General features: G+C 65.6%; 26 protein-coding genes. 20 read left to right on the top strand and 6 right to left on the bottom strand.

Features of this window, described 5'->3' with window-relative positions; genetic code table 11:
• Positions 1–14 precede the first annotated feature (14 nt).
• Positions 15–245: a BolA family protein gene (locus tag ABRP17_RS13150; RefSeq protein WP_012510288.1), complete on the bottom strand. Its 231-nt coding sequence runs from the start codon at positions 243–245 to the stop codon at positions 15–17.
• A 53-nt stretch (positions 246–298) separates the two neighbouring features.
• Here ABRP17_RS13150 and ABRP17_RS13145 point away from each other — a divergent pair, with 53 nt between their 5' ends.
• The 18 genes from ABRP17_RS13145 to ABRP17_RS13060 all read left to right on the top strand — a co-directional run bounded on the left by ABRP17_RS13145 (position 299) and on the right by ABRP17_RS13060 (position 14,951).
• Positions 299–1,324 carry a KpsF/GutQ family sugar-phosphate isomerase gene (locus ABRP17_RS13145; RefSeq protein ID WP_188326390.1) on the top strand — a complete coding sequence of 342 codons (1,026 nt, stop codon included), beginning with the start codon at positions 299–301 and terminating at the stop codon, positions 1,322–1,324.
• 62 nt (positions 1,325–1,386) lie between these two features.
• The gene (locus tag ABRP17_RS13140; RefSeq protein WP_349985717.1) at positions 1,387–1,935 is read left to right on the top strand and encodes an HAD hydrolase family protein; all 549 of its coding nucleotides are present in this window, start codon (positions 1,387–1,389) and stop codon (positions 1,933–1,935) included.
• Positions 1,932–2,492: an LPS export ABC transporter periplasmic protein LptC gene (lptC, locus tag ABRP17_RS13135; RefSeq protein ID WP_192081499.1), complete on the top strand. Its 561-nt coding sequence runs from the start codon at positions 1,932–1,934 to the stop codon at positions 2,490–2,492. Before ABRP17_RS13140 ends, lptC begins: the two co-directional genes overlap by 4 nt.
• 54 nt (positions 2,493–2,546) lie before the next feature.
• Positions 2,547–3,056 (top strand): lipopolysaccharide transport periplasmic protein LptA, encoded by a 510-nt coding sequence (lptA, locus tag ABRP17_RS13130; protein ID WP_192081500.1) that lies wholly within the window; start codon positions 2,547–2,549, stop codon positions 3,054–3,056.
• Positions 3,056–3,775, top strand: a complete 720-nt coding sequence (gene lptB, locus ABRP17_RS13125; protein WP_188326386.1) for an LPS export ABC transporter ATP-binding protein — start codon at positions 3,056–3,058, stop codon at positions 3,773–3,775. The genes lptA and lptB overlap by 1 nt, the downstream gene beginning before the upstream one ends.
• Complete coding sequence (locus ABRP17_RS13120) at positions 3,735–5,264, top strand: RNA polymerase factor sigma-54 (protein ID WP_372486786.1); 1,530 nt, start codon at positions 3,735–3,737, stop codon at positions 5,262–5,264. The genes lptB and ABRP17_RS13120 overlap by 41 nt, the downstream gene beginning before the upstream one ends.
• Before the next feature lie 54 nt (positions 5,265–5,318).
• Positions 5,319–5,651, top strand: a complete 333-nt coding sequence (hpf, locus tag ABRP17_RS13115; protein WP_188326384.1) for a ribosome hibernation-promoting factor, HPF/YfiA family — start codon at positions 5,319–5,321, stop codon at positions 5,649–5,651.
• Between the two features lie 21 nt (positions 5,652–5,672).
• Positions 5,673–6,125, top strand: a complete 453-nt coding sequence (locus ABRP17_RS13110; RefSeq protein WP_188326383.1) for a PTS sugar transporter subunit IIA — start codon at positions 5,673–5,675, stop codon at positions 6,123–6,125.
• The gene (hprK, locus tag ABRP17_RS13105; protein WP_188326382.1) at positions 6,122–7,072 is read left to right on the top strand and encodes an HPr(Ser) kinase/phosphatase; all 951 of its coding nucleotides are present in this window, start codon (positions 6,122–6,124) and stop codon (positions 7,070–7,072) included. The genes ABRP17_RS13110 and hprK overlap by 4 nt, the downstream gene beginning before the upstream one ends.
• A gap of 90 nt (positions 7,073–7,162) precedes the next feature.
• A complete protein-coding gene (gene rapZ / locus ABRP17_RS13100; protein WP_188326381.1) occupies positions 7,163–8,044 on the top strand; it encodes an RNase adapter RapZ in 882 nt (293 codons plus the stop codon).
• A 149-nt stretch (positions 8,045–8,193) separates the two neighbouring features.
• Entirely contained in the window at positions 8,194–8,586 is a 393-nt protein-coding gene (locus ABRP17_RS13095) for a PTS sugar transporter subunit IIA (protein WP_349985719.1), read from the top strand.
• Positions 8,579–8,848, top strand: coding sequence for an HPr family phosphocarrier protein (locus ABRP17_RS13090; protein ID WP_188326379.1), 270 nt, complete (start codon positions 8,579–8,581; stop codon positions 8,846–8,848). The genes ABRP17_RS13095 and ABRP17_RS13090 overlap by 8 nt, the downstream gene beginning before the upstream one ends.
• Positions 8,849–8,850: 2 nt before the next feature.
• Entirely contained in the window at positions 8,851–10,608 is a 1,758-nt protein-coding gene (gene ptsP, locus ABRP17_RS13085; RefSeq protein ID WP_349985720.1) for a phosphoenolpyruvate--protein phosphotransferase, read from the top strand.
• Between the two features lie 138 nt (positions 10,609–10,746).
• On the top strand, positions 10,747–12,108 hold the full coding sequence (gene mgtE / locus ABRP17_RS13080; protein ID WP_349985721.1) for a magnesium transporter: 1,362 nt from the start codon (positions 10,747–10,749) through the stop codon (positions 12,106–12,108).
• A gap of 11 nt (positions 12,109–12,119) precedes the next feature.
• Positions 12,120–12,386, top strand: a complete 267-nt coding sequence (locus ABRP17_RS13075) for a hypothetical protein (protein WP_188326376.1) — start codon at positions 12,120–12,122, stop codon at positions 12,384–12,386.
• 73 nt (positions 12,387–12,459) lie between these two features.
• The gene (locus ABRP17_RS13070) at positions 12,460–13,260 is read left to right on the top strand and encodes a prolyl oligopeptidase family serine peptidase (protein ID WP_349985722.1); all 801 of its coding nucleotides are present in this window, start codon (positions 12,460–12,462) and stop codon (positions 13,258–13,260) included.
• A gap of 252 nt (positions 13,261–13,512) precedes the next feature.
• The gene (locus ABRP17_RS13065; RefSeq protein WP_349985723.1) at positions 13,513–14,463 is read left to right on the top strand and encodes a hypothetical protein; all 951 of its coding nucleotides are present in this window, start codon (positions 13,513–13,515) and stop codon (positions 14,461–14,463) included.
• Complete coding sequence (locus tag ABRP17_RS13060; protein WP_349985724.1) at positions 14,460–14,951, top strand: hypothetical protein; 492 nt, start codon at positions 14,460–14,462, stop codon at positions 14,949–14,951. Before ABRP17_RS13065 ends, ABRP17_RS13060 begins: the two co-directional genes overlap by 4 nt.
• A gap of 76 nt (positions 14,952–15,027) precedes the next feature.
• Here ABRP17_RS13060 and ABRP17_RS13055 read toward each other — a convergent pair whose 3' ends face one another.
• The 3 genes from ABRP17_RS13055 to ABRP17_RS13045 are packed head-to-tail and all read right to left on the bottom strand — an operon-like array spanning position 15,028 to position 17,022.
• Positions 15,028–15,978 (bottom strand): aspartate carbamoyltransferase catalytic subunit, encoded by a 951-nt coding sequence (locus tag ABRP17_RS13055; protein ID WP_188326373.1) that lies wholly within the window; start codon positions 15,976–15,978, stop codon positions 15,028–15,030.
• Between the two features lie 17 nt (positions 15,979–15,995).
• Positions 15,996–16,463 carry a Holliday junction resolvase RuvX gene (gene ruvX, locus ABRP17_RS13050; protein ID WP_188326372.1) on the bottom strand — a complete coding sequence of 156 codons (468 nt, stop codon included), beginning with the start codon at positions 16,461–16,463 and terminating at the stop codon, positions 15,996–15,998.
• Entirely contained in the window at positions 16,456–17,022 is a 567-nt protein-coding gene (locus tag ABRP17_RS13045) for a YqgE/AlgH family protein (protein WP_188326371.1), read from the bottom strand. The genes ruvX and ABRP17_RS13045 overlap by 8 nt, the downstream gene beginning before the upstream one ends.
• A gap of 81 nt (positions 17,023–17,103) precedes the next feature.
• Between ABRP17_RS13045 and ABRP17_RS13040 the strand changes: the two genes are divergently transcribed.
• Both ABRP17_RS13040 and ABRP17_RS13035 read left to right on the top strand, forming a co-directional pair.
• Positions 17,104–18,900, top strand: a complete 1,797-nt coding sequence (locus ABRP17_RS13040) for a DUF4153 domain-containing protein (RefSeq protein ID WP_349985725.1) — start codon at positions 17,104–17,106, stop codon at positions 18,898–18,900.
• Positions 18,897–19,433, top strand: a complete 537-nt coding sequence (locus tag ABRP17_RS13035; RefSeq protein ID WP_349985726.1) for a DNA-3-methyladenine glycosylase I — start codon at positions 18,897–18,899, stop codon at positions 19,431–19,433. Before ABRP17_RS13040 ends, ABRP17_RS13035 begins: the two co-directional genes overlap by 4 nt.
• A gap of 209 nt (positions 19,434–19,642) precedes the next feature.
• On the opposite strand, the gene ABRP17_RS13030 is transcribed toward ABRP17_RS13035, so the two are convergent.
• Both ABRP17_RS13030 and pilB read right to left on the bottom strand, forming a co-directional pair.
• Positions 19,643–20,350, bottom strand: coding sequence for a YitT family protein (locus ABRP17_RS13030; protein ID WP_192093984.1), 708 nt, complete (start codon positions 20,348–20,350; stop codon positions 19,643–19,645).
• Between the two features lie 166 nt (positions 20,351–20,516).
• Positions 20,517–22,241 carry a type IV-A pilus assembly ATPase PilB gene (pilB, locus tag ABRP17_RS13025; RefSeq protein ID WP_188326367.1) on the bottom strand — a complete coding sequence of 575 codons (1,725 nt, stop codon included), beginning with the start codon at positions 22,239–22,241 and terminating at the stop codon, positions 20,517–20,519.
• Positions 22,242–22,761: the final 520 nt, after the last annotated feature.

The raw sequence follows: 22,761 nt of genomic DNA, 5'->3' as shown, positions 1-22,761 counted from the left end.
GGTCTTTTTCGGGTTCAGCCGGCTTCGGCCGGGGTCACGGTCTTCAGTGCCAGCGCATGGATCGCGCCGCCCATCAGATCGCCGAGGGTGGCGTACACCATGCGGTGGCGAGCCAGCGGCATCTTGCCCGCAAAGGCATCGCAGACCACGGTCGCCTCGAAGTGCACGCCATCATCGCCCTGCACGTCGGCACGGGCGCCGGGCAGGCCGGTTTCGATCAGATTGCGGATGGTGTCAGCGTCCAACGGGCTTTCCTAATAAAATGTCGGTTCATTCTACTCTGCTGCGTGGCATCCGAATGGCTGACACCAACCTGCCCCTCCCTCCTGCCGGCCTGCCGGGCAAGGCCCCGGCCGACCCGGCCGCGCTGGTCGCCAGCGGCAAGCGCGTGTTCCAGATAGAGCAGGAAGCGCTGCAGGCCGTGGCCGCCGGCCTGGGCGATGCCTTCCAGCAGGCCTGCCAGCACATCCTGACCGGCCGGGGCCGCGTGGTGGCCACCGGCATGGGCAAGTCCGGGCACATCGCGCGCAAGATCGCCGCCACCCTGGCGTCGACCGGCACGCCGGCGTTCTACGTGCACCCCGGCGAAGCCGGCCACGGCGACCTGGGCATGATCACCGAAGCCGACGTGGTGCTGGCGCTGTCTTATTCCGGCGAGTCGGATGAGCTGCTGATGCTGCTGCCCGTACTGAAACGGCAGGGCAACGTGCTGATTTCCATGACCGGCAAGCCGCAGTCCAGCCTGGCGCGCGCCGCGGACGTGCATCTGGACGTGAGCGTACCGGCCGAAGCCTGCCCGCTGGCGCTGGCGCCGACCTCCAGCACTACTGCCTCGTTGGCGATGGGCGATGCGCTGGCGGTTGCGCTGCTGGATGCGCGCGGCTTCACCGCTGATGACTTCGCCCGCTCGCACCCGGCCGGCAGCCTGGGCCGCCGCCTGCTGCTGCACATCACCGATGTCATGCACAGCGGTGACGATCTGCCACGCGTGGACATCGGCGCCAGCCTGAGCGAGGCGCTGGTGGAAATGAGCCGCAAACGGCTCGGCATGACGGCCGTGGTCGATGCGGACGGAGTACTGATCGGCCTGTTTACCGACGGTGACCTGCGCCGCGCGCTGGACAGCGAGTTGGACGTGCGCAGCGCGCGGATTGCCGATGTGATGACCCGCAACCCCCGCACCATCAATGCCGATCAGTTGGCGGTAGAGGCCGCGCGACTGATGGAAACGCATAAAATCAACGGCTTGATGGTGGTGGATGGCGGCGGGCACGCGGTGGGTGCACTCAACATTCATGACCTGTTGCGGGCCCGGGTGGTTTAACCGAACACGTCCCGCCCCCATTCATTGATTACCGCACGACGAATCCGGATACCCCCCTGACGATGCCCTGGTCCCCCCTGCCCGCTTTCCCCGCCCACCTGCATGCCGTTGCCGGGCGTATCCGGCTGGCCTGCTTTGACGTGGACGGCACGCTCACCGATGGTCAGCTTTACTACGACCGTGAAGGGAATGAGAGCAAGGCATATTTCGTGCAGGACGGGCTGGGACTGAAACTATTGCAGAAGCACGGCATCCATCCGGTGCTGATCACCGCGCGCAACAGCCAGTCGGCGTTGAAGCGTGGGGCAGACCTGGGCATCGACACGCAGATCGCGGTCGGCGACAAGCTGGCCAGCGTGCAGGCGCTGTGCGAACAGCACGGCATCGGGCTGGACCAGGTGGCCTTCATGGGCGATGACCTGCCCGACCTGGCCCCGCTGTGCCACGTCGGCCTGTCGGTCGCGCCGGCCAATGCGCACCCGTGGATCGCCGAGCGCGTGCACTGGCAGACCCGCGCCGAGGGTGGCCGCGGTGCCGCACGCGAACTGTGCGATGTGCTGCTCGCCGCGCAGGGCCGCGTCGACGCCGTGCTTGCAGGGTTCGGCGCATGAACTGGCGCACCGTGATCGGCGGCGTACTGCTGGTGGTGGCCGTGCTCAGCGGCTGGTCGCTGTTGCGTAACCGCGACAAGGGCCCGCAGGTCACCGTGGACGACGGCACCGTGGACTACGTCCTGCACGATTTCCAGATCGTGGTGCTGGACGACGAGGGCAAGGAATCGACCACGCTGCGCGCGCCGCGGCTTGAGCGCCTGCGCGCCGACCAGACCATGACCATCGCCACCCCGGTGTTCGAAATGCCGGCCAGCGATGGCAACCACTGGACGCTGCGCAGCCAGACCGGCTGGGTCAGCGCCAAGGGCGAAGAGATGCGCCTGCGCGGCGATGTGAGTGGCGACAGCCCCAGCGAGGGGGCGACCCCGCCGACCACGTTCCGCACCACGCACCTCAACGTCTTCCCGAAAGACAACCGCGCCGCCACCGATGCGCTGGTGACCATGACCCGGCCGGGCATGGAACAGAGCGGCGTCGGCTTCGAGCTGGATTCCAAGAACAACACGTATCATTTCCTCAGCCAGTCCAAGGGCCGCTACACGCCCCGGCGCTGATCCCTCTTTTCCTGCCCGGCTGGCCCGGGCACCCCATCCGGCAGAACGGACACGATGAAAATCCACTTTGCAGTTCTTTGCGCGCTCAGCTTGTTGTTCCCGGTGGCCGCCCATGCGAAATCCACCGACCGCAACGAGCCGATGAACATCGACGCCGGCGCCCAGGCCGGCACCCTGACCGGTGACGGCAAGACCATGCTGTCCGGTGGCGTGGTCATCACCCAGGGCTCGCTGGACCTGCGTGCCGCCAATGCGGAAATCCAGATCAGGGGCGGCGAAGCGGTGCGTGCGATCTTCACCGGCAAGCAGGCCACCATGCGCCAGCAGATGGACGACGGCAGCTGGATGGACGCCACCGCCGACCGCATCGACTACGACATCACCGGTGAAATCATCACCCTGACCGGCAACTACAAGGTCACCAGCGCGCGCGGCACCAATGCGGGCCAGCGCATGGTCTACAACACGCGCAGCGGTGAAATGAACAGCGGTGGCGACGGTACCCGCGTGCGCACGGTCATCCAGCCGAAGAACAAGGCACCGGCCGCAGGGAGCAGCAAGTAATGCTCGTTGCCAAAGGCCTGCGCAAAAGCTACAAGCAGCGCGAAGTCGTCAAGGACTTCGGGCTTACCCTGGAAGCGGGCGAAGTGGTGGGCCTGCTTGGTCCCAACGGCGCCGGCAAGACCACTTGCTTCTACATGATCGTCGGCCTGGTGGCCGCCGATGCCGGCAGCATCGTGCTGGATGGCAAGGACATCACCAGCGACCCCATGTACACCCGCGCCAAGCAGGGCGTGGGCTACCTGCCGCAGGAACCCTCGGTGTTCCGCAAGCTCACCGTGGCCGACAACATCCGCCTGGTGCTGGAGCTGCGCGATGACCTGGACCGTGCCGGCCGCGAACGCGAACTGGCCAGCCTGCTGGACGAACTGCAGCTCGGCCACGTCGCCGAACAGTTGGGTGCCAGCCTGTCCGGCGGTGAGCGACGTCGTTGCGAAATCGCCCGCGCACTGGCCGCACGGCCCCGCCTGATCCTGCTCGACGAACCCTTCGCCGGTGTCGATCCGATTTCGGTCGGCGAAATCCAGCGCATCGTGACCCACCTCAAGCAGCGCGGCATCGGCGTACTCATCACCGATCACAATGTCCGCGAAACCTTGGGAATCTGCGACCGCGCGTATATCCTCGCTGAAGGTACGGTGCTCGCCCAAGGTGCGCCTGCGGATCTGCTGGACAACGCGGATGTCCGCCGCGTCTATCTGGGAGACTCCTTCAAGCTCTGAAGGTGGCCGCCGGACCCTCCTCTTTCCGTTGGGCGGTGGCATGAAAACGCGGTTGCAGACATCGCTGGGGCAGCATCTGGTCATGACGCCGCAGCTGCGCCAGGCCATCCGGCTGCTGCAGATGTCGACGACCGAGCTGGATGTCGAAATCGCCGAAGCAGTGGAAACCAATCCGCTGCTGGACTGGGACGACAGCCCGGAGCCGACGCCCGGCAGCGAAGTAGGCAGCAGTGAAGCACCTGCCGGTCAGGACGCACCGGCAGACAGCGGGGCGCCGTCCGCGGATGCCGGTGGCGATGATCACTGGACGCCCGCAGAAGTGGACTGGAGCGGCTCGGGCAGCAGCAGCGGCTCGTTCGATGAAGATGACCTGGGCAGCGCCGCCGAGCGGGTTGCCGATACCGAAACCCTCGCCGATCACCTGCTGTGGCAACTGCATCTTTCGCCGCTGTCCAGCCGCGACCGCAACATCGGTGCCGCACTGATCGATGCGATCGAAGACGACGGCTACCTGCGGGAAGCATTTTCCGGCATCGCCGAAACGCTGCTGCCCGACATCCATGCGGGCGACGACGAAATCCTGACCGTCCTGCATCAGATCCAACGCTTTGATCCGGTCGGCGTGGGGGCGCGCACACTGGGCGAATGCCTGCAGTTGCAGCTGGATGTACTGCCCTTGGACACACCGGCGCTTGCGCTGGCCCGGCGCATCGCCGGCGGCCCGCTGGAGCGCCTGCCGCGCAGCGGCGTAGCCGGTATCGCACAGGAGCTGAAACAACCCGTGGCCGACGTGGACGCGGCGGTGACGCTGCTGCGTTCGCTGGATCCGCGCCCAGGCACGCAGATCGCCGCTGTGGCACAGGACACCTATGTCGTGCCGGATGTAGTCATCTGGCGACAGGCCGGCGTATGGCGGGCCGCGCTGGCCGGTCACGCCGGGCCCAAGGTGGTCATCCACCGGGGCTACGAGAGCCTGATCCGCCGCTGTGGCGAAGCAGATGCCGGGTACCTGAAAGCCCACCTGCAAGAGGCACGCTGGCTTTTAAAGGGGCTGGAGGCGCGCGGCGAGACCCTGCTGCGGGTAGTCGGCAGCCTGCTGCAGCACCAGGCCGGGTTCCTGGAGTTCGGCGCACAGGCACTGCGCCCGCTCACCCTGCGCGAAATCGCCGGAGAGCTCGGCCTGCACGAATCCACCATCTCGCGCGCCATCGCCCGCAAGCACGTGCGCACGCCACGCGGCACCTTGCCGCTGCGTGCCTTCTTCGCCTCCGGCATCGATACCGACGGCGGCGGGGAGGCGTCCAGTACGGCCATCCAGTCGATGATCCGGAAACTGATCGACGATGAGAACCCGCGCAAGCCGCTTTCTGACGCCAAGCTGGCTGACCTGCTGAAAACCTCGGGTATCCCGGTAGCGCGCAGGACCGTGGCGAAGTATCGTGAAGCCATGAACATTTCCGCCTCGCACGAAAGAGTCAGAATCGCTTGACGCATACCGCGCCCGGCGGAAAGGTTCATTGGCAAATCCAAAAGGAGATACCCGATGCGCATTGAAACGTTTGGCAAAGACGTCGAAGTCACCCCGGCCCTGAAGGAATATGTAGAGACCAAGTTCAAGCGGCCAGGCAACCACTTCGTCGGCGAGCACTGCGAAACTCGGGTCACGTTGAAGCTGCAGAAGAACGAACACCACGTGGATGCGACCGTGAACATTCCGGGGCAGACGCTGCACGCTGAAGCCCATGGCCAGACCATGTATGCGGCCATCGACATCCTGGCCGACAAGGTCGACCGACTGCTGACGTCGGAGAAGGAAAAGAAGCAGCAGAAGAAACAAGCGCACGTCCCCCTGCCGTTGGGCGACAATGACGGCTGATGCCTTCACTTCATCCCGCTCATGCCCCTGACTGATCTGATGGCAGCCGTGCAGACCCAGGTCTGCGCGGCCACCGACCGCGACGGCGTCCTGCTGGCTGCAGCGCACCTGCTGGCCTGCCGTCAGGCCAACACCGAACAGATCCACCGCAACCTGCGCGAGCGCGAGGCGCTGGGCAGTACGGCCATCGGCCACGGTATCGCCATTCCACATGGCCGCGCACCCGCCCTGGAACGCCCCCGCGGCGCGCTGCTGAAGCTGCTGACGCCCGTGGATTTCGGTGCGGAAGAGCCGGTGGACCTGGTGTTCGCGATCGCGGTGCCGTCTCATTACACCCACCAGCACCTGATGCTGCTGTCCGAGCTGGCCGAACTGTTTTCCGAATCCAGCATCCGCGACGCGCTGCGCGACGCCAAGGACGCAGACGCACTGCGCGCCATCATCGACTTCCCGCCACCGGCGAGCGCCGCATGAATACGAGCATCACCGCACGCGAACTGTTCGACCAGCAACGCGACAGGCTGGCCTTGCGTTGGGTCGCCGGACAGAAAGGCGACAAGCGCGAGCTAGAGGCCGGCAACACGGTTTCCCGCCGCCCATCGCTGGCCGGCTACCTCAATGCGATCTACCCCAACAAAGTGCAGATCCTCGGCACCGAAGAACTGACCTGGCTGGACTCGCTCGATTCCCGGCTGCGGTGGGAGACCATCGAAAAGATCATGCAGTCGCACCCGCTGGCACTGGTGATCACCCGCAACCAACCCTGCCCGGAAGACCTGCGTGCTGCAGCCGATGAATCCAATACGCCGCTATGGCTTTCGCCCAAGCGCGGGCACGAACTGCTGAACCACCTGTCTTACCACCTGGCCCGTACGTTGGCGCCGCGGGTGATCCTGCATGGCGTTTTCATGGAGATCTATTCCATCGGCGTGCTGATCACCGGTGAAGCCGGGTCCGGCAAGAGCGAGCTGGCGCTTGAACTGCTGAGCCGTGGCCACCGCCTGGTCGCCGACGATGCCCCCGAGTTCACCCAGATCGCCCCTGATGTGCTGGACGGCACCTGCCCGGAGCTGCTGCAGGACCTGCTGGAAGTGCGCGGCCTGGGCGTGTTGAACGTGCGCGAGATGTTTGGTGACACGGCGGTAAAGAAGAACAAGTACCTTCGGCTGATCGTCCACCTGACAAAGCCGATGACCGAACCCAGCGCTTACGGATACGAACGCCTGACCGGTGATTCCGGGACCCGCCACGTGCTGGACCTGGATGTGCCGCTGATCACCCTGCCCGTGATGCCCGGACGCAATCTGTCGGTGCTGACCGAGGCCGCCACGCGCCTGCACATCCTGCGCACCAAGGGCATCGACCCCGCCGCGATGTTCATCGCCCGCCACAGCAACCTGCTCGAACGCCGCAGCCCCTGAACCCGGTAGTGACGGCCGCTGGCCGTCAACCCACGGATCACCGCCACCCCGCCAGCAGCCAACACCCCGCCCGCCACCAGTGAGCCCGCCATGAACCGCCCTGCCCCGCCCGCCCCGACCCTGATCATCGTCAGTGGCCTGTCCGGTTCTGGAAAGTCCGTGGCCCTGAAAACCTTCGAAGACCAGGATTACTACTGCTCCGACAACCTGCCCATCGACCTGCTGCCCGGATTCGTGCGCAGCGTGCTGGCGGTGAAGGGCACCGCGCCGCGGCGCCTGGCGGTAGGCATTGATGTGCGCGGCCAGAGCGACCTCAGCCAGCTCGCGCAGTGGCGCAGCCAGGCCGAAGAAGCCGGCGTGCGCGCACAGTTGCTGTTCTTCGAAGCCAACGACGAAGCGCTGCTGAAACGCTATGCCGACACCCGCCGTCGGCACCCGTTGAGCCAGCTGGGCCTGTCGCTGCCGGAGGCCATCGAGCGCGAACGCGAGCTGACGTCTCCGCTCCGCGACGCCGCCGACGCCATCATCGACACGACCGCGCTCAACGTGCACCAGCTGCGCCGGCGCATCGTCACCGAGTACGCCCTCGGCCATGCCACGCCGTTGTCGCTGCTGTTCGAGTCGTTCGCCTACAAGCGCGGCGTGCCGGCCGAGGCCGACTTCGTGTTCGATGCGCGCGTGCTGCCCAACCCGCACTGGGACCCCGAGCTGCGCCCACTGAGCGGCCGCGAAGGCGGCGTGCGCGATTACCTGGAGGCGCAGCCCGAAGTACAACGCTACGTCGGCCAGCTGACCGACTTCCTCGACACCTGGCTGCCCAAACTGGGCAACGACACCCGCAGCTACGTCACCGTGGCCTTCGGCTGCACCGGCGGCAAGCACCGCTCGGTGTTCCTCGCCGAACGCCTCGCCCGCCATGCCCGCGAACAGGGCTGGCAGGACGTAGCCACCTACCACCGCGAACTCGACTGAAAAAAGGGGACGGAGGGGATTAAGTCGTTATCGGCGTGCAGTAGCCAATAACGACTTAATCCCCTCCGTCCCCTTTTTTATGAATACGGAACACTGAAGGGCTCTACGACTGCTATCGCAGCTTCATGCCGACCTGTTAACGTTCAGGCATGACCTGTGGCATTCTCCTCGTAACCCACCCTGGCGTCGGATCTGCCCTGCTTGATGTGGCGAACCGGCTGCTGCGGCATCTTCCGTTGAAGACTGAAGCGTTCGACGTGCCGTTCGATGCAGATCTGGACACCTTGCTGCCCCACGCATCGGCTGCCATGCGCCGTGTGGATGGCGGCGATGGGGTGCTGATCCTGACCGACCTGTACGGCGCGAGTCCCAGCAACCTGGCCGCGAAACTGGCCCGGCTGGGAACGCCGGCGCGGCGGGTAGCGGCCTTGAGCCTGCCGATGTTGTTACGAGTGATGAACTATCCGGAACAGGACCTGGATCAATTGCCCGCCACTGCGGCGGCGGGTGCGCGCAATGGAGCGATAGTCGACGATGCTTGAGAAAGAACTCACCGTAACCAACCGCCTGGGCCTGCACGCCCGCGCCACTGCGAAGCTGGTGCAGGAGCTGGCGCCTTTCCGCTGCAACGTGACCATGGCCGCCAAGGGCCGCGAGATCAATGCCAAGAGCATCATGGGCGTGATGCTGCTGGCCGCCGCCCAAGGCACACCGGTGACCATCCGCATCAATGGTGAAGACGAGCAGGCCGCGATGGATGCGGTGGTCTCGCTGTTCGAGCGTCGCTTCGACGAGGACAGCTGAGCATGCCGCGCGCCCGCGCTGGATTGTCCCCCACCGGCCTGCCGCCGGTGCAATGGCTGTCCGGCCATGGCGCGTCCCGTGGTACCGCCTTGGGGCGGGCGCGGGTGCGTCTGGCGCACTCGCTGGACGTTGCCGAAAAGCGCATCGCGCCCCAGCAGGTGGAGAAGGAGCTCAAGCGCCTGCACGCCGCACTGGACGCCGCACGTGCGGAGATGCACGACCTGCGGCAGCGGCTGCAGGGGGCGTTGAACCAGGAAGCCGGCGAGTTCCTCGACCTGCACGCGCTGTTGCTGGACGATCCCGAGCTGTTGTTCGGGCTGGACGAACTGATCCGCAGTGGGCCCTACAGCGCCGGGTATGCGCTGCGCCTGCAACGCGACCGGTTGGCCAAGGTCTTCGATGGCATGGACGATGCCTACCTGAAGAGCCGCATGGACGATCTGGACCATGTGATCGGACGCATCCACGCCTTCCTGCAGCCGGTGCTGCCACCTGCGGTGAAGGGCCTGGCCGGCGAGATCCTGGTCTGCGACAACATCGCCCCGTCGGAGATGGCGCAGTTGCAGTCGCAGGGCGTGGTGGCGATCGTCACCGTGGCCGGCAGCGCGCTGTCGCACAGCGCGATCCTGGCACGCAGCCTGCACCTGCCGCTGATCGTCAACGTGCCGGGCCTGCTCAACAAGGTCAGCGACGGCGACGTGCTGATCGTGGACGCCAGCGATGGCACCATCACCGTCAACCCGCGCGCCGAAGACCTGCGCGACTACCGCGTGCGTTTGAAAGAGCACGCACGCGAACAGCGCGACCTGGGCCGCCTGCGCAGCAAGCCCAGCCGTACGCTCGACCACGTGGACATCGCGTTGCTGGCCAACGCCGAATCGCTGGAAGACGTGACTCAGGCGCATGCGCTGGGCGCGCAGGGGCTGGGCCTGTACCGCACCGAATTCCTGTTCCTGCAGCGCAACGAACTGCCGGACGAAGAAGAACAGTTCCGCACCTACCGTGATGCGGCGCTGGGCATGGCCGGCCGACTGGTCACCATCCGCACACTGGATCTCGGTGCCGACAAAGCCGACCGCACCGGCCTGACCCTGAGCAACGAGGAAAATCCCGCACTGGGCCTGCGTGGCGTGCGGCTGTCGCTGGCCCGTCCGCTGGTGGCAGACACTCAGCTGCGCGCGATCCTGCGTGCCAGCGCCTACGGCAAAGTGCGCGTGCTGGTGCCGATGGTGAGCACGCGCGAGGAGCTGCTGGCCGTGCGCCGTCGCATGGCCAAGCTGACCGTGCAGCTTCGCGCCGAAGGCCATGCGATCAGCGAACGGGTGCCGCTGGGCGCGATGATTGAAGTGCCCGCCGCCGCGTTCGCGCTGGAGAGTTTCATCGACCTGGTCGATTTCCTGTCGATCGGCACCAATGATCTGGTGCAGTACCTGCTCGCCGCCGACCGCAACAACGAAGCCCTGGGTGAGCTGTATTCGCCGCTGCACCCTGCGGTACTGCGCTTGCTGAAGCTGGTGATCGAGACCGGTCAGCGTTACCGCATCCCGGTGGCGGTCTGTGGTGAGATCGCCGGCGACGCGCGGTTGGCTCCGTTGCTGCTGGCCTTGGGACTTACGGAATTCAGCCTGCACCCCGGCACGCTGCTGGAAGTGCGCCGCGCGATCCGCGAAAGCAACCTCGGCGAACTACGCGAGCGTGCGCCGAAGCTGCTCGCCGCCCGCGACCGCCGCAGCATCGAACGCTGGCTGGAAGCCTGCTGACCGGTAGCGACGGCCGCTGGCCGTCACTTTTTCCTGGCTTCTGCTTTTCACATAGCAGGACCATAATGACGCCCTGACCACCCCTGATGCGGCATCCTCCCCGGGATCGCAGCCTTTCTCTTTCCTGCGGGAGTTCCGATGGCCGAGGCCGTACGCCACGACAAGACCGCGCGCCAACTGCGCCTGCTTTCCGATGCACTGGACAGTGGTCGGCTCGGCCCGGTGCGCCGCCTGGTCAACACGCTGGCGCCGGCCGAAATCGGCAACCTGCTTGAGTCGCTGCCGCCCGGCAAGCGCGAGATCGTGTGGGGGCTGGTCGATCCGGAAGACGACGGCGAGGTGCTGGTCCACGTCGGCGACGAAGTGCGCGAGAGCCTGCTCGCCGACATGGACCCGGACGAGATCATCGCTGCGGTCGAAGACCTGGACATCGATGACCTTGCCGACCTGGTCGAAGACCTGCCGGACACCGTCATCGACGAAGTGCTCAAGTCGATGGACCGCGAGAACCGCGAACGCCTTGAGCAGGTGCTGTCGTATCCGGAGGACAGCGCCGGCCGCTTGATGAATCCCGACGTGGTCACCGTGCGCGCGGACGTCAACGTCGATGTCGTGCTGCGTTATCTGCGCCTGCGCGGTGAGCTGCCCGATCACACCGATCACCTGTTCGTGGTCAGCCGTCGCCATCAGTACCTGGGACGCCTGTCGCTTGCGGCATTGGTCACCCACGAGGACAACACGCCGATCAACCGGCTGATCGACGACGAGCAGCCCGCCATCGACGTCGGCGAAAGCGCGGATGAAGTCGCCCGGCAGTTCTCCGATCATGACTGGGTATCAGCCCCGGTAGTGGACGACAACAACATCCTGCTCGGCCGCATCACCATCGATGACGTGGTCGATATCATCCGCTCGCAGGCCGAACACCAGGCGCTCGGCGCCGCCGGCCTGGACGAAGAAGAAGATCTGTTCTCGCCGATCAAGCGCGCCGTGCGCGGTCGCGTGGTCTGGCTGGGCATCAACCTGTGCACCGCCTTCCTCGCCGCCAGTGTGATCGGCCAGTTCGAACTGACACTGCAGAAAGTAGTCGCGCTGGCCGTGCTGATGCCCATCGTCGCCGGCGTCGGCGGCAATGCGGCGGTGCAGGTGCTGACCCTGATGGTGCGCGGCATCGCGCTCGGCCAGGTCGGCCCCAGCAATGCGAAGATCCTGCTGTGGAAAGAACTGCGGGTCGCCATGATCAACGGCACCCTGATCGGCCTGCTGGTCGGCCTGATCGCCTTCGTCTGGTTCCACAACTGGCTGCTGTCGATCGTCATCACCTTGGCCCTGATGATCAACTTCTGTGCCGCTGCACTGGCCGGCGTGCTGTTGCCGCTGATGCTCAAGCGCATGAACGTGGACCCGGCCGTGGCCGGTACCGTGGTGGTCACCGCGGTGACCGACGTCATGGGCTTCTTCAGTTTCCTGGGCCTGGCCACCCTCATTCTGCTGCACTGACCGATACCGATATGGCCACTACCGTAAACAATTACTTCCAGACCGGCTGGCGCGACCAGCAGCACACCTGCGCCTCATGCGAATGGAAGGGCAGCTCGCGCACGATGGTGATGGAGCTGGCCGAGGACGTGACCGAATATGACTGCCCGGTCTGCGAAAACCCGTTGCTGATCGTGGTCCACCCGGATATCGAACAGGTACAGGCCGCTGCGGCGGCAGGCAACGAAGAAGCCCGCGAGCAGCTGGACATCATCGCGAGTTTCCCCCGCCCCGACTGATGCAGCGCAAGATGCCGCGGCGAAAGAAGAGGAATACGATGGAAGCGATTACATCACTGCCTCCTGGACTCCCATGCGCCGTCTGCTGCTGCGTTGCTCCGCACTTGCCGTCTTCATGATGACCCTCGCCGGTTGCGCCACGGCGCCGGACCCCACCGCCGGGCATTTTGAATCGCGCACGATCACCGTTGACGGTCAGGCGTCGCGCTACCAGGTGTTCGTTCCCTCCGACGCCATCCGCGCGGCCGGCCCCCTGCCGGTGGTGCTGTTCCTGCACGGGTCCGGCGAGCGCGGCCGCGATGGCAGGAAGCAGACCAAGGCAGGCATCGGGCCGTATCTGCGCGAACATGCGAAGACGTTCCCGGCCTTGGTCGTGCTGCCGCAGGTGCCCAACCGCGAGGAATGGAGTGGCCGCAACAACCGCATCGCCTTGGCTGCGCTGGACGCCAGCGTTGCCGAGTTCGCGGCAGATCCCGCCCGTCAGTACCTGACCGGCATGTCGATGGGCGGCTATGGAAGCTGGAACATCGCACTGGCCGAGCCGACGCGGTTCGCCGCCATCGTGCCGGTATGCGGCGCGGTGCTGGCCCCGCGCGAAGAGCGGGAGAGCCTGTTCGTCGAGGCGGTCGCCCACGAAGCAGACCCCTACACGGCGCTCGCGGCGCGGTTGAAGAACGTGCCGATCTGGATGTTCCATGGCGCCGAAGATGACGTCGTGCCGCCCGGCGACGACCGCAAGCTGCACGCTGCCTTCAAGGCAGTCGGCGCACGCGATGCCCGTTACACCGAATACCCGGACGGCAACCACAACGCGTGGGATGCCACGTACGCGGACGCGGCCATGTGGACCTGGCTGTTCGCGCAGAAGCGCTGAGGCCAGGTAAGGACGGCCGCTGGCCGTCAGCCCTCCCCCACCCCACGCTCAACCCTGCACCGACTGCGCCCCGCCCTGGCACCCCGCACGATGGGCCATGAGCAGCGAAAAATTGAACGCAGGTCGCCGATCCCTCTGCGGGCACCGTGACGCCCTGACGACCAGCGGCCGGCATTCACTACACGCGCGATTTTTGATAGCCCACGACCGCTTCGCCAGATAGGTTGAAAGAAGAAGCCGCAGGGGTCTGACATGAAACTCGACACTGTTTGTTGGCGGGCGCCATCCGCGAGGCTGACCCTGCTCCTTGCAGGGCTCATCCTATCTGCACTGGCTAGCGCTGCGCCCACTGAGACGCTCCTTGTCGCCTTTAAACGTGATGTAAAGGTTATCTCGTCGCGCGATTCAAAAGACCGTGCCGATCAGATACGACGTGCGTTCCTTCACCACTTCGGTGCCACGCCCGCTGATGCCCAGTCCTCCACCGAACTCCTGAAAGCACGGCTGTACGGGCTGGCGACGGTCGCACATCACGCGCCGGATGAGGGCTTGGCTAAAGAAGCTGCCGCGCTGGCCTCGATACTGCACGGCCGGCAGGCAGCAGATCATCGCGAGATAAGCTACGTCCATCGCATGCTGCTGGCCCAGCGTGATTTCGACGGCGCTTCATACTGGTCCAAGCGCTTCCCCGAGGTTCAACTGACCACCGTGCCGAAGGTGGAGCGGATGTCCGCCCCACAGCGACATAACGCCTACGCGGTCTCTGCAGATGGGTCGCGGCTGCTGGAGCTCCCCCTGGACATGCACCCATATAGCGGCGTGTTGATCCTGGGGCATCCTGCCTGCGGTTTCTCACGCGAGGCGGCAGCCTGGATGCGCACGATCGCGCCAGAGCGGCGTCCATCTACCGTGAGGTGGCTGACGCCAGTAGACGGCAACCTGCAATTACCGCTGATAGCGGAGTGGAACGCGGCACATCGGGATCAGGCTCTCCTTATCGCCCGCCACGAACGGGACTGGCCGTTCGTGCAGGTGTGGGATACACCGCAGTTCTTCATATTCTCAAACGGTACGCTGCAGTTGCATCTCGACGGATGGAACGAGCGGACCCAGCAGGCACTGACGAGGTGGCTCGACCTGCAGGGCCAGGCCCGCCCGATGAACAGATCCGCGAACAGGGGAAACAATGAGGATGACGCATGAGAAACCATACGCTTTCCATCTTTCTATCCATCGCACTTGCAAGCTCGCCACTGGCGTCGGCCGACCCGCAGGCAACAGCAGGTAGTGGCTCCCATTCCCCGTACGAGATCCGGACTGAAAACGAATTGGAGGCATGGCTGACTCACGAGCCACAGGACTCTCCATTAAAGCTGTTGACGGCAGATGACCGAGGCAGATTCCTAGACAGCCTTTATTTTTCAGATAAAGGATTGGCATCGTTCAGCTACACGCCATTGGATGGACTACGACCGTCGGAGCTGAGTCGCCTGCTCGCATTGTTCGGCGTACCGTCCAGCTTGGATACCGTATTGACGGCCCGGCAAGAGCGCGGGTCTGCTCCAGCAACGATACGCTGGCCTCCCCCCGACCACGACACCGGAATCGATTACAAAGGCTATGTATGCAGAAGCAGGGGCAATTGTGCCAAGGCTGAAATGGACAACATCTGCATCGGCTCAAACTGCTGAGGATTGCCCCCTGGCGTGGCGCCTGGGGCAATCGGGGTAACTACGGGGCAACGGACTGAGCCGTTGCCCCGCAGGGTCAACCCAGCAGCGTTTCCAGCACCGCCATGCGCACGGCGACGCCGTTGGCGACCTGGCGCAGCACCCACGACTGCGGGCCGTCGGCCACCTCGTCGGTGACCTCCACGCCGCGGTTGATCGGGCCGGGATGCAGCACGGCGGCATCCTTGCCGGCGCGGGCCAAGCGGGCGGCATGCAGACCGTACTGCGCGTGGTACTGCTCCAGTGACGGCACCAGGCCTTCTTCCATGCGCTCGCGCTGCAGGCGCAACATCATCAGCGCGTCCACGCCTTCCAGCATGGCATCGAAGTCGTCGCCGACCACGCAGCCGTGCAGGGTGTCATCGTCCGGCAGCAGTGACTGCGGACCGCATACCCGGATCTCGCCCACGCCCAGCGTGCGCAGCGCATGCAGGTCGGTGCGGGCCACGCGCGAGTGCTTCACGTCGCCCACGATCACTACCTTCATCTTCGCGAAATCACTGCCCTTGGCCATGCGCAGAGTCAGCATGTCCAGCAGCCCTTGGGTGGGGTGCGAGCTGCGGCCGTCGCCGGCATTGATCAGCGCGGTGCCTTCGCCCGCCGAGGCAGCCAGTTCGGCCACTGCCCCATCATCGGGGTGACGCACGACGAAGCCGCGCACGCCCATCGCTTCCAGGTTGCGCAGCGTGTCGGTGGCGGTCTCGCCCTTGCGGGTGGACGAAGTGGACGCATCGAAGTTCAGCACATCGGCGCCGAGCCGCTGCGCGGCCAGCTGGAATGAGCTGCGGGTGCGCGTGGACGGCTCGAAGAACAGCGTGCAGACCGCAGACCCGGCCAGCACGGCGCGCTTGTTGCCGACCCGGCCAACGGCGGCGTCGCGGATCTGCCCCGCGCGATCCAGCAGCTGCAACAGGGTGTCGCGCGGCAGGCCTTCAAGGGTGAGCAGGTGACGCAGGCGTCCGGAAGAATCGAATTGCGAGGCAGTCATGGGCAGGGGTCGGCAGGTCAGGAAACAGGAATGGCGTCATCCGGGCTGGACAACCAACGGTCGATGATCACGGCAGCGGCCACCGCGTCCAGCGCGGCGGCATCACGGCGACGCTTGCGCCCTTCGCTGCGCTCAACCGCGAAGCGGCGCGCGGCTTCGACCGAACTGGAGCGCTCGTCGATCATCACCACCGGCAGTTTGAAACGTTCCCGCAACTGGCGGGCGAAGCCCTGCGCACGCTTGCGGTTGGGTTGGTCCTTGCCGTCCAGAGTGAGCGGATCGCCCACCACCAGGCCGTTGGGCGACCATTCTTTGATCAATCGTTCCACCGCCGCCCAGTCCGGTCCGCTGCCGTGTACATCCACCACGGCCACCGCGCGCGCATGCGCAGCGAACGCACTGCCGATGGCTACGCCGATGCGGCGCGAGCCGACGTCAAAGCCCAGCACCGTGCCATCGCGGGGGATGGCGGCCGGCTCAGACATGGCCGCTGTAATCGGTCATCCGGAACATGTCCACGCCGATGCGCGAGGCCGCGCCCTGCCAGCGCTCGTCCAGCGGCGTGCGGAACAGCAGGTCGGCGTCGGCCGGCACGGTGAGCCAGCTGTTGTCCGCCAGTTCGCCTTCCAGCTGTCCTTCGCCCCACCCGGCACAGCCGAGGGTGACCAAGGCATTGGCCGGGCCATCGCCGCGTGCCATCGCTTCCAGGATGTCGCGCGAGGTGGTCAGGAACAGGCCGTCCCCCACGGGTAGGCTGGACTCCCACGCACGTGCGTCGTCATGGATGACGAAGCCGCGTTCGGGGTGTACCGGGCCGCCGTTGAGCACCACGCGCACGCGCAGCGCCTCGTCGTCGGTGGTGATGTCCATCTGGGCCAGCACCTCACCAATGGTGTAATCCGTGGGCTGGTTCACCAGCACGCCCATGGTGCCGTTTTCATCGTGCTGGCAGATCAGCGCGACGCTACGGGCGAAGGGCGCCTCTGCCAGCGAGGGCAGCGCGACGAGCAGATGATGGGCGAGGGATGTGGAGATCTCAGGCATGGGCCACATTCTACCTGCTGGGCCGTGTGTGGGTGCGTGAGACGGTAGGATGGCGGCCACGCCGCAGCTTGTGAGACCGCGATGCCCACCAGCCCCCCACTGCCCCCGTCCACCCGCAGTGCCATCGTGCTCATTGCGCTGTTGCAGGGGCTGATGCTGTATGTGGCGCAGGAACTGGCCGGGAGTTGGCCGCTGCAGGATATCGGCTCGCGCTACCGCTGGTATGCGTGGGTGCTGACCGTGCCCACCGCCATCGCGCTGACCGCCGTGGACCTGCGTGACCGCCGACTGTGGCTGCACGCCGCAGTGGCGTCGGTGGTGGTGCTGGGGCTGTCCAGCTGGATCGGCTGGAACCTGCAGGGCGAGACCGGGCTGCGCAGCGAACCCTTGCGCCTGCCGTTCTCGCTGGCGATGGCCATTGCCACGTTCATCAGCCTGCCGTGGTGGCAGTATCGGTTGCAGCACGGGCACTGGCGCGCCAGCTATGACGCGCTGTTCGAACGCGCGTGGCAGAACGGTCTGACGCTGGCCTTGGCCGCGTTGTTCACCCTGCTCACCTGGTTGCTGCTGTGGTTGTGGGCAGCGCTGTTCGGTCTGTTGAACATCACCTTCTTCAAGGAGCTGTTCGGCCAGGACGCCTTCATCGCCTTGGCCACCGGCACGCTGGCAGGCTTCGGCGTACTTATTGGCCGCACCCAGCAGCGCGCGATCCGGATCACCCGTCAGGTGCTGTTCGCCGTATGCCGCGGGTTGCTGCCACTCTTGTCTTTCATAACGGTGATCTTCACCGTCAGCCTGCCCTTCACCGGCCTGGACGCGTTGTGGAACACCCGCTCGGCCGCCTTCCTGCTGATCACCCTGACACTGCTGCTGGTGACCTTCGTCAACGCCGTCTACCAGCATGACAGCGACACACCGCCCTACCCTGCATGGCTGCGGCGTCTGGTGGAAGCCAGCCTGCTCGCGCTGCCGGTGCTCGCCGCGCTGGCGCTGTATGCCACGTGCCTGCGCATCACCCAGTACGGCTGGACGCTGGACCGCTTCTGGGCCGTGTTGATCGCTGTGGTGGTGATCGGTTACGCGCTGGGTTACGGCTGGGCGGCGGTGCATCGGCGCGGGCGCTGGCTGCAGGGACTGGAGCCGGTCAACCGGGTCATGTGCTGGGTGGTACTCGGCGCAGCCCTGCTGTCGAGCTCGCCCCTGCTGGACCCGGCGCGCATCACCGTCGCCAGCCAGCGCGCGCGTCTGCTGGCCAACCCCGATGGCATCAGCATCGCCGATGCGATGATGCTGCGCTTCGAGGTCGGCCGCCGCGGCGTGCAGGCCCTGCGTGACCTGCAGCAGGAGCCTGCATTTGTTGCCGACGCACGTGCGAGCAGCGTGGTCACCCAGGTGCTGGCCCGCACCGGGCAGTGGGGCACAGGCGAGCCGGCCATCGACGCGGGCATTCGGGATGTCACCGTGCTGCGCAAGCGCCTGCCGCTTGCCAGCGGATCAGCATCCCCGCCGGACAGCTGGTGGCAGGCGCTGCTGGCACGAAAGCTGGAAGCCGGTGACTGCCTGGATGGCGAAAAGCCCTGCGTGATCGTGAGCGCTGACTTCGACAACGACGGCCGACAGGACGTGCTGCTGTGTGCCTTGCCGCATCAGCTGGGCGCGTATTGCCAGCTGCACGCACTGGGCCGCCAGGGCTGGTGGACCGCAGGCAGTTATGCATTTGGTTCCGGTGATACCCGCGGCGGCAGTGCACAGCTGCATGCCGCCGTGCGCGAGGGCAAGCTGGTTCCACAGGCGCCGCGCTGGCCAGGTCTGGCGGTCGATGGCCGGCCGCCGGTCAGCATCGATAATTTTTCCGAAGAACCGGAGCAGACGCCATGAGCGGCTATTGCCTCATCGCCCCAGGCCATCCCGTACATGGCCATTACCATGACCACGAATATGGCTTTCCGCAGCGCGAAGAACGGGAGCTGTTCGAACGGCTGGTGCTGGAGATCAACCAGGCTGGGCTGAGCTGGGAAACCATCCTGAAGAAGCGCGAAGGATTCCGCCGCGCCTATGACGGGTTCGATGTGGATGTGGTGGCGGCCTACGAACAGCCGGACATCGACCGCCTGCTCGGTGACGCGGGCATCATCCGCAACCGCTTGAAGGTGGCCGCGGCGATCCACAATGCGCAGGTGATCCAAGGACTGCGTGAGCGCCACGGCAGCTTCATCGGGTGGCTGGATGCCCATCACCCGCTGGACAAAGCCGAGTGGGTGAAGCTGTTCAAGAAGACGTTCCGCTTCACCGGCGGCGAGATCACCGGCGAGTTCCTGATGAGCCTGGGCTACCTGAAAGGCGCCCACGCCGATGACTGCCCGGTACAGGCGCGGATACTCGAATTGAAACCCGCGTGGGCGTCCCGGTAACGCCTGCGCCCGGTAGCGCCGAGCCATGCTCGGCGAGCGCAGCGGCCGATCAGACGCCCATCTACCGGCCCCGGCGGTAACGCCTGCGCCCGGTAGCGCCGAGCCACGCTCGGCGAGCGCAGCGGCCGATCAGACGCCCATGTACCGGCCCCGGCGGTAACGCCTGTGCCCGGTAGCGCCGAGCCATGCTCGGCGAGCGCAGCGGCCGCTCAGACGCCCATGTACCTACCGGGGCGATGGTTGAACATCAGCACCAGGCTGAGCACTACCGCGCCGATCGCCGAATACATGACCTGGATCGGCGCCAGCACCGAAAACGACACCAACATCAGCATGGCATCGAAGCTCATCTGCACCTTGCCGGCACTCCAGCCACGGGTGCGCTGCAGGTAGACCGCCAGAATGCCGATGCCGCCCAGGCTGGCCCGGTGACGGATGAAGAACAGGATGCCCAGCCCCGCCAAAGCGCCGCCTACCAACGCCGAATACAACGGCGCGATATGCGCGAAATCGGCCCAGCGCGGTAACAGGTCGGTCAGGATGCCGCAGGCGGTGACGGCTGCGAAGGTCTTCAAGGTGAACTCCCAGCCCATGCGGCGCACGCCCACCCAGTAAAACGGCAGGTTGACCAGCACGAACACCAGCCCGAAGTTCCAGCCGGCGGCGTAGTGGATCAGGAAGGCGAGCCCGGCCATGCCACCGATCATCAGCCCGCCCTTGGCAAAGATGGCCAGGCCCAACGACGCCACCAGCGTGGCCAGCACCATGCCCTGCACGTCCTCGGCATACGAATGACGCAGTGATTTGGCATCCAGCGCAGTGCCGGCAACGTCCGGCGGCGGGGTCAGCGGACCGGCAGTGACGAGGTGGCCGTCAGCGTCGTCGCACGGCGCGGGGCCATGGGATTGGAGGGACATGAGCGTGGGGTGTCGCGGTGGGGAAACGTATTAGACACGATCGCGATGACAGTTTCAGTTGAAATTATTCACCGTCGTGATGACCGAGGCGATTCAGGCTAGAGACCGGTGATGAGGGCCGATGGCCGTCAGATCCGGGAATGACGGCCAGCGGCCGTCAGCACCCTCAGTCCTTCGTCACGCGGTTGATCTCAGCCAGGCTGGTCACGCCCTTGCCAGCCTTGATCAACGCGGACTGGCGCAGGTCATTCACGCCGATCGCCTGGGCGGCATCGGCAATCTGCAGCGCGTTGCCGCCAGCCAGGATGATCGTCGAGATCTCGTCGGTCATCGGCATCACCTGATACAGGCCGGTACGGCCCTTGTAGCCTTCGGTGCACTCATCACAGCCGACGGCTTCATACAGTTCGATGCCCGCATCCAGCTGTGCCTGGGTGAAACCCTCGGCCAGCAAGGCATGCGCCGGCAGGTCGGTGCGGCGCTTGCAGTTGTTGCACAGGCGACGCGCCAGGCGCTGGGCGATCACCAGCGTGACCGAACTGGTGATGTTGTACGGCGCGATGCCCATGTTCATCAGGCGTGCGATGGTCTGCGGCGCGTCATTGGTATGCAGCGTGGACAGCACCATGTGACCGGTCTGCGCCGCCTTGATCGCGATCTCGGCGGTTTCCAGGTCGCGGATTTCGCCGACCATGATGATGTCCGGATCCTGGCGCAGGAACGAACGCAGCGCGGCGGCAAACGTCATGCCGCGCTTGTTGTTCTGCTGCACCTGGTTCACGCCGGGCAGGCGGATTTCCACCGGATCTTCGGCCGTGGAGATATTGCGCGTTTCATCGTTCAAGATGCCCAGCGCGGTGTACAGCGACACGGTCTTGCCCGAGCCGGTCGGTCCCGTCACCAGCACCATGCCGTACGGCTTGTGGATGGCGTCCAGGAACAGTTTCTGCTGATCGGCCTCATAGCCCAGCTTGTCGATACCCAGCTTGGCCGCACTGCCGTCCAGGATACGCAGCACCACCTTTTCACCGAACAACGTGGGCAGGGTGCTGACGCGGAAGTCGATCTGCTTGGTCTTGCTCAGGTTGAGCTTGATGCGCCCATCCTGCGGCACGCGCTTTTCGGCGATATCCAGCTGCGCCATGACCTTCAGGCGCGCCGCGATGCGCTGGTTCAACTTGACCGGCGCACGCGCCACCATCTTCAGCAGGCCATCGATGCGCAGGCGCACGCGATAGTCATCTTCGTACGGCTCGAAATGGATATCCGATGCGCCCTTGCGGATTGCATCCACCAGCACCTTGTTGACGAACTTCACCACCGGGGTGTCGTCGCCCTTGGCGTCGATGCCCGAGTCGCTGGCCGCCATGTCGTCGTCGGTGCCGATCTCGAGGTTCGCCATGCCCTCGTCGTCGTCGCCCATGGACGAGGTCATCGAATCGTGGCTGGTCTGCCACTGCTCCAGCGCCCGGCGGATCTGATCGTCATCGACCAGGATCGACTCCACCACCAGGTTGGTGTGGAACTTGATTTCGTCCAGCGAATGGGTGGGATTGCTGGTGCCAACGTACAGCTTGCCGCCGCGCTTGAACAGCGGCAGCACGTGATGCTTGCGCAGCAGTTCCTCGCTGACCAGGCTGATCGCGCTCTGGTTGGCGTCGAACACGCTGACATCGAACAGCGGCATGCCGAACTCGAGCGCGTTGGCCGCGGCGAGCTGCGAGGCGGTGACGACCTTGTTCTGGGCGAACCATTGCGGCAGCGGCAACCGCGCAGCGGTCGCCTTGGCCATCGCATCACGGGCGCCGGCTTCATCCAACGCACCGTCCTGCACCAGACGGCGCGCGATGCCGGTGATACCGACGAGGTTAGCGGTGGCAACTGCGTTCATGCGGCTCCTCACTCCAGACCACCCGGCGCATCCCGCCCCGCATGGCCCTGCATTGTTGGTCCGCTGCCGGCTCCCCCTGCAGCCCTTACATCTTACCTGAGTCAGCCACGTTGCCCTGCACTGCCCCCAGCGGATCACCGCCTTGACCTGTCGGTAGCGCCGACCCATAGTCGGCGAGCGCAAAGCGCGGCCTGTGTCAGGCACCACAATCCCAGACAGAACCCGCCGAGCACGGCTCGGCGCTACCGGATTGCCGATCATCCGGTAGCGCCGACCCATTGTCGGCGAGCGCGAAGCGCGGCCTGTGTCAGGCACCACAATCCCAGACAGAACCCGCCGAGCATGGCTCGGCGCTACCGGATTGCCGATCGCCCGGTAGCGCCGACCCATGGTCGGCGAGCGCGAAGCACGGCCTGCGTCAGACACCGCATTGCCGGACAGAATCCGCTGAGCACGGCTCGGCGATACCGGATTGCCGATCACCCGATAGCGCCGACCCACGGTCGGCGAGCGCGAAGCG

The sequence above is a fragment of the Stenotrophomonas sp. WHRI 8082 genome (assembly GCF_040223995.2).
Taxonomy (GTDB): domain Bacteria; phylum Pseudomonadota; class Gammaproteobacteria; order Xanthomonadales; family Xanthomonadaceae; genus Stenotrophomonas.
The sequence above is the reverse complement of the archived record's forward strand: the minus strand, read 5'-3'. Positions and strand labels throughout refer to the sequence as shown.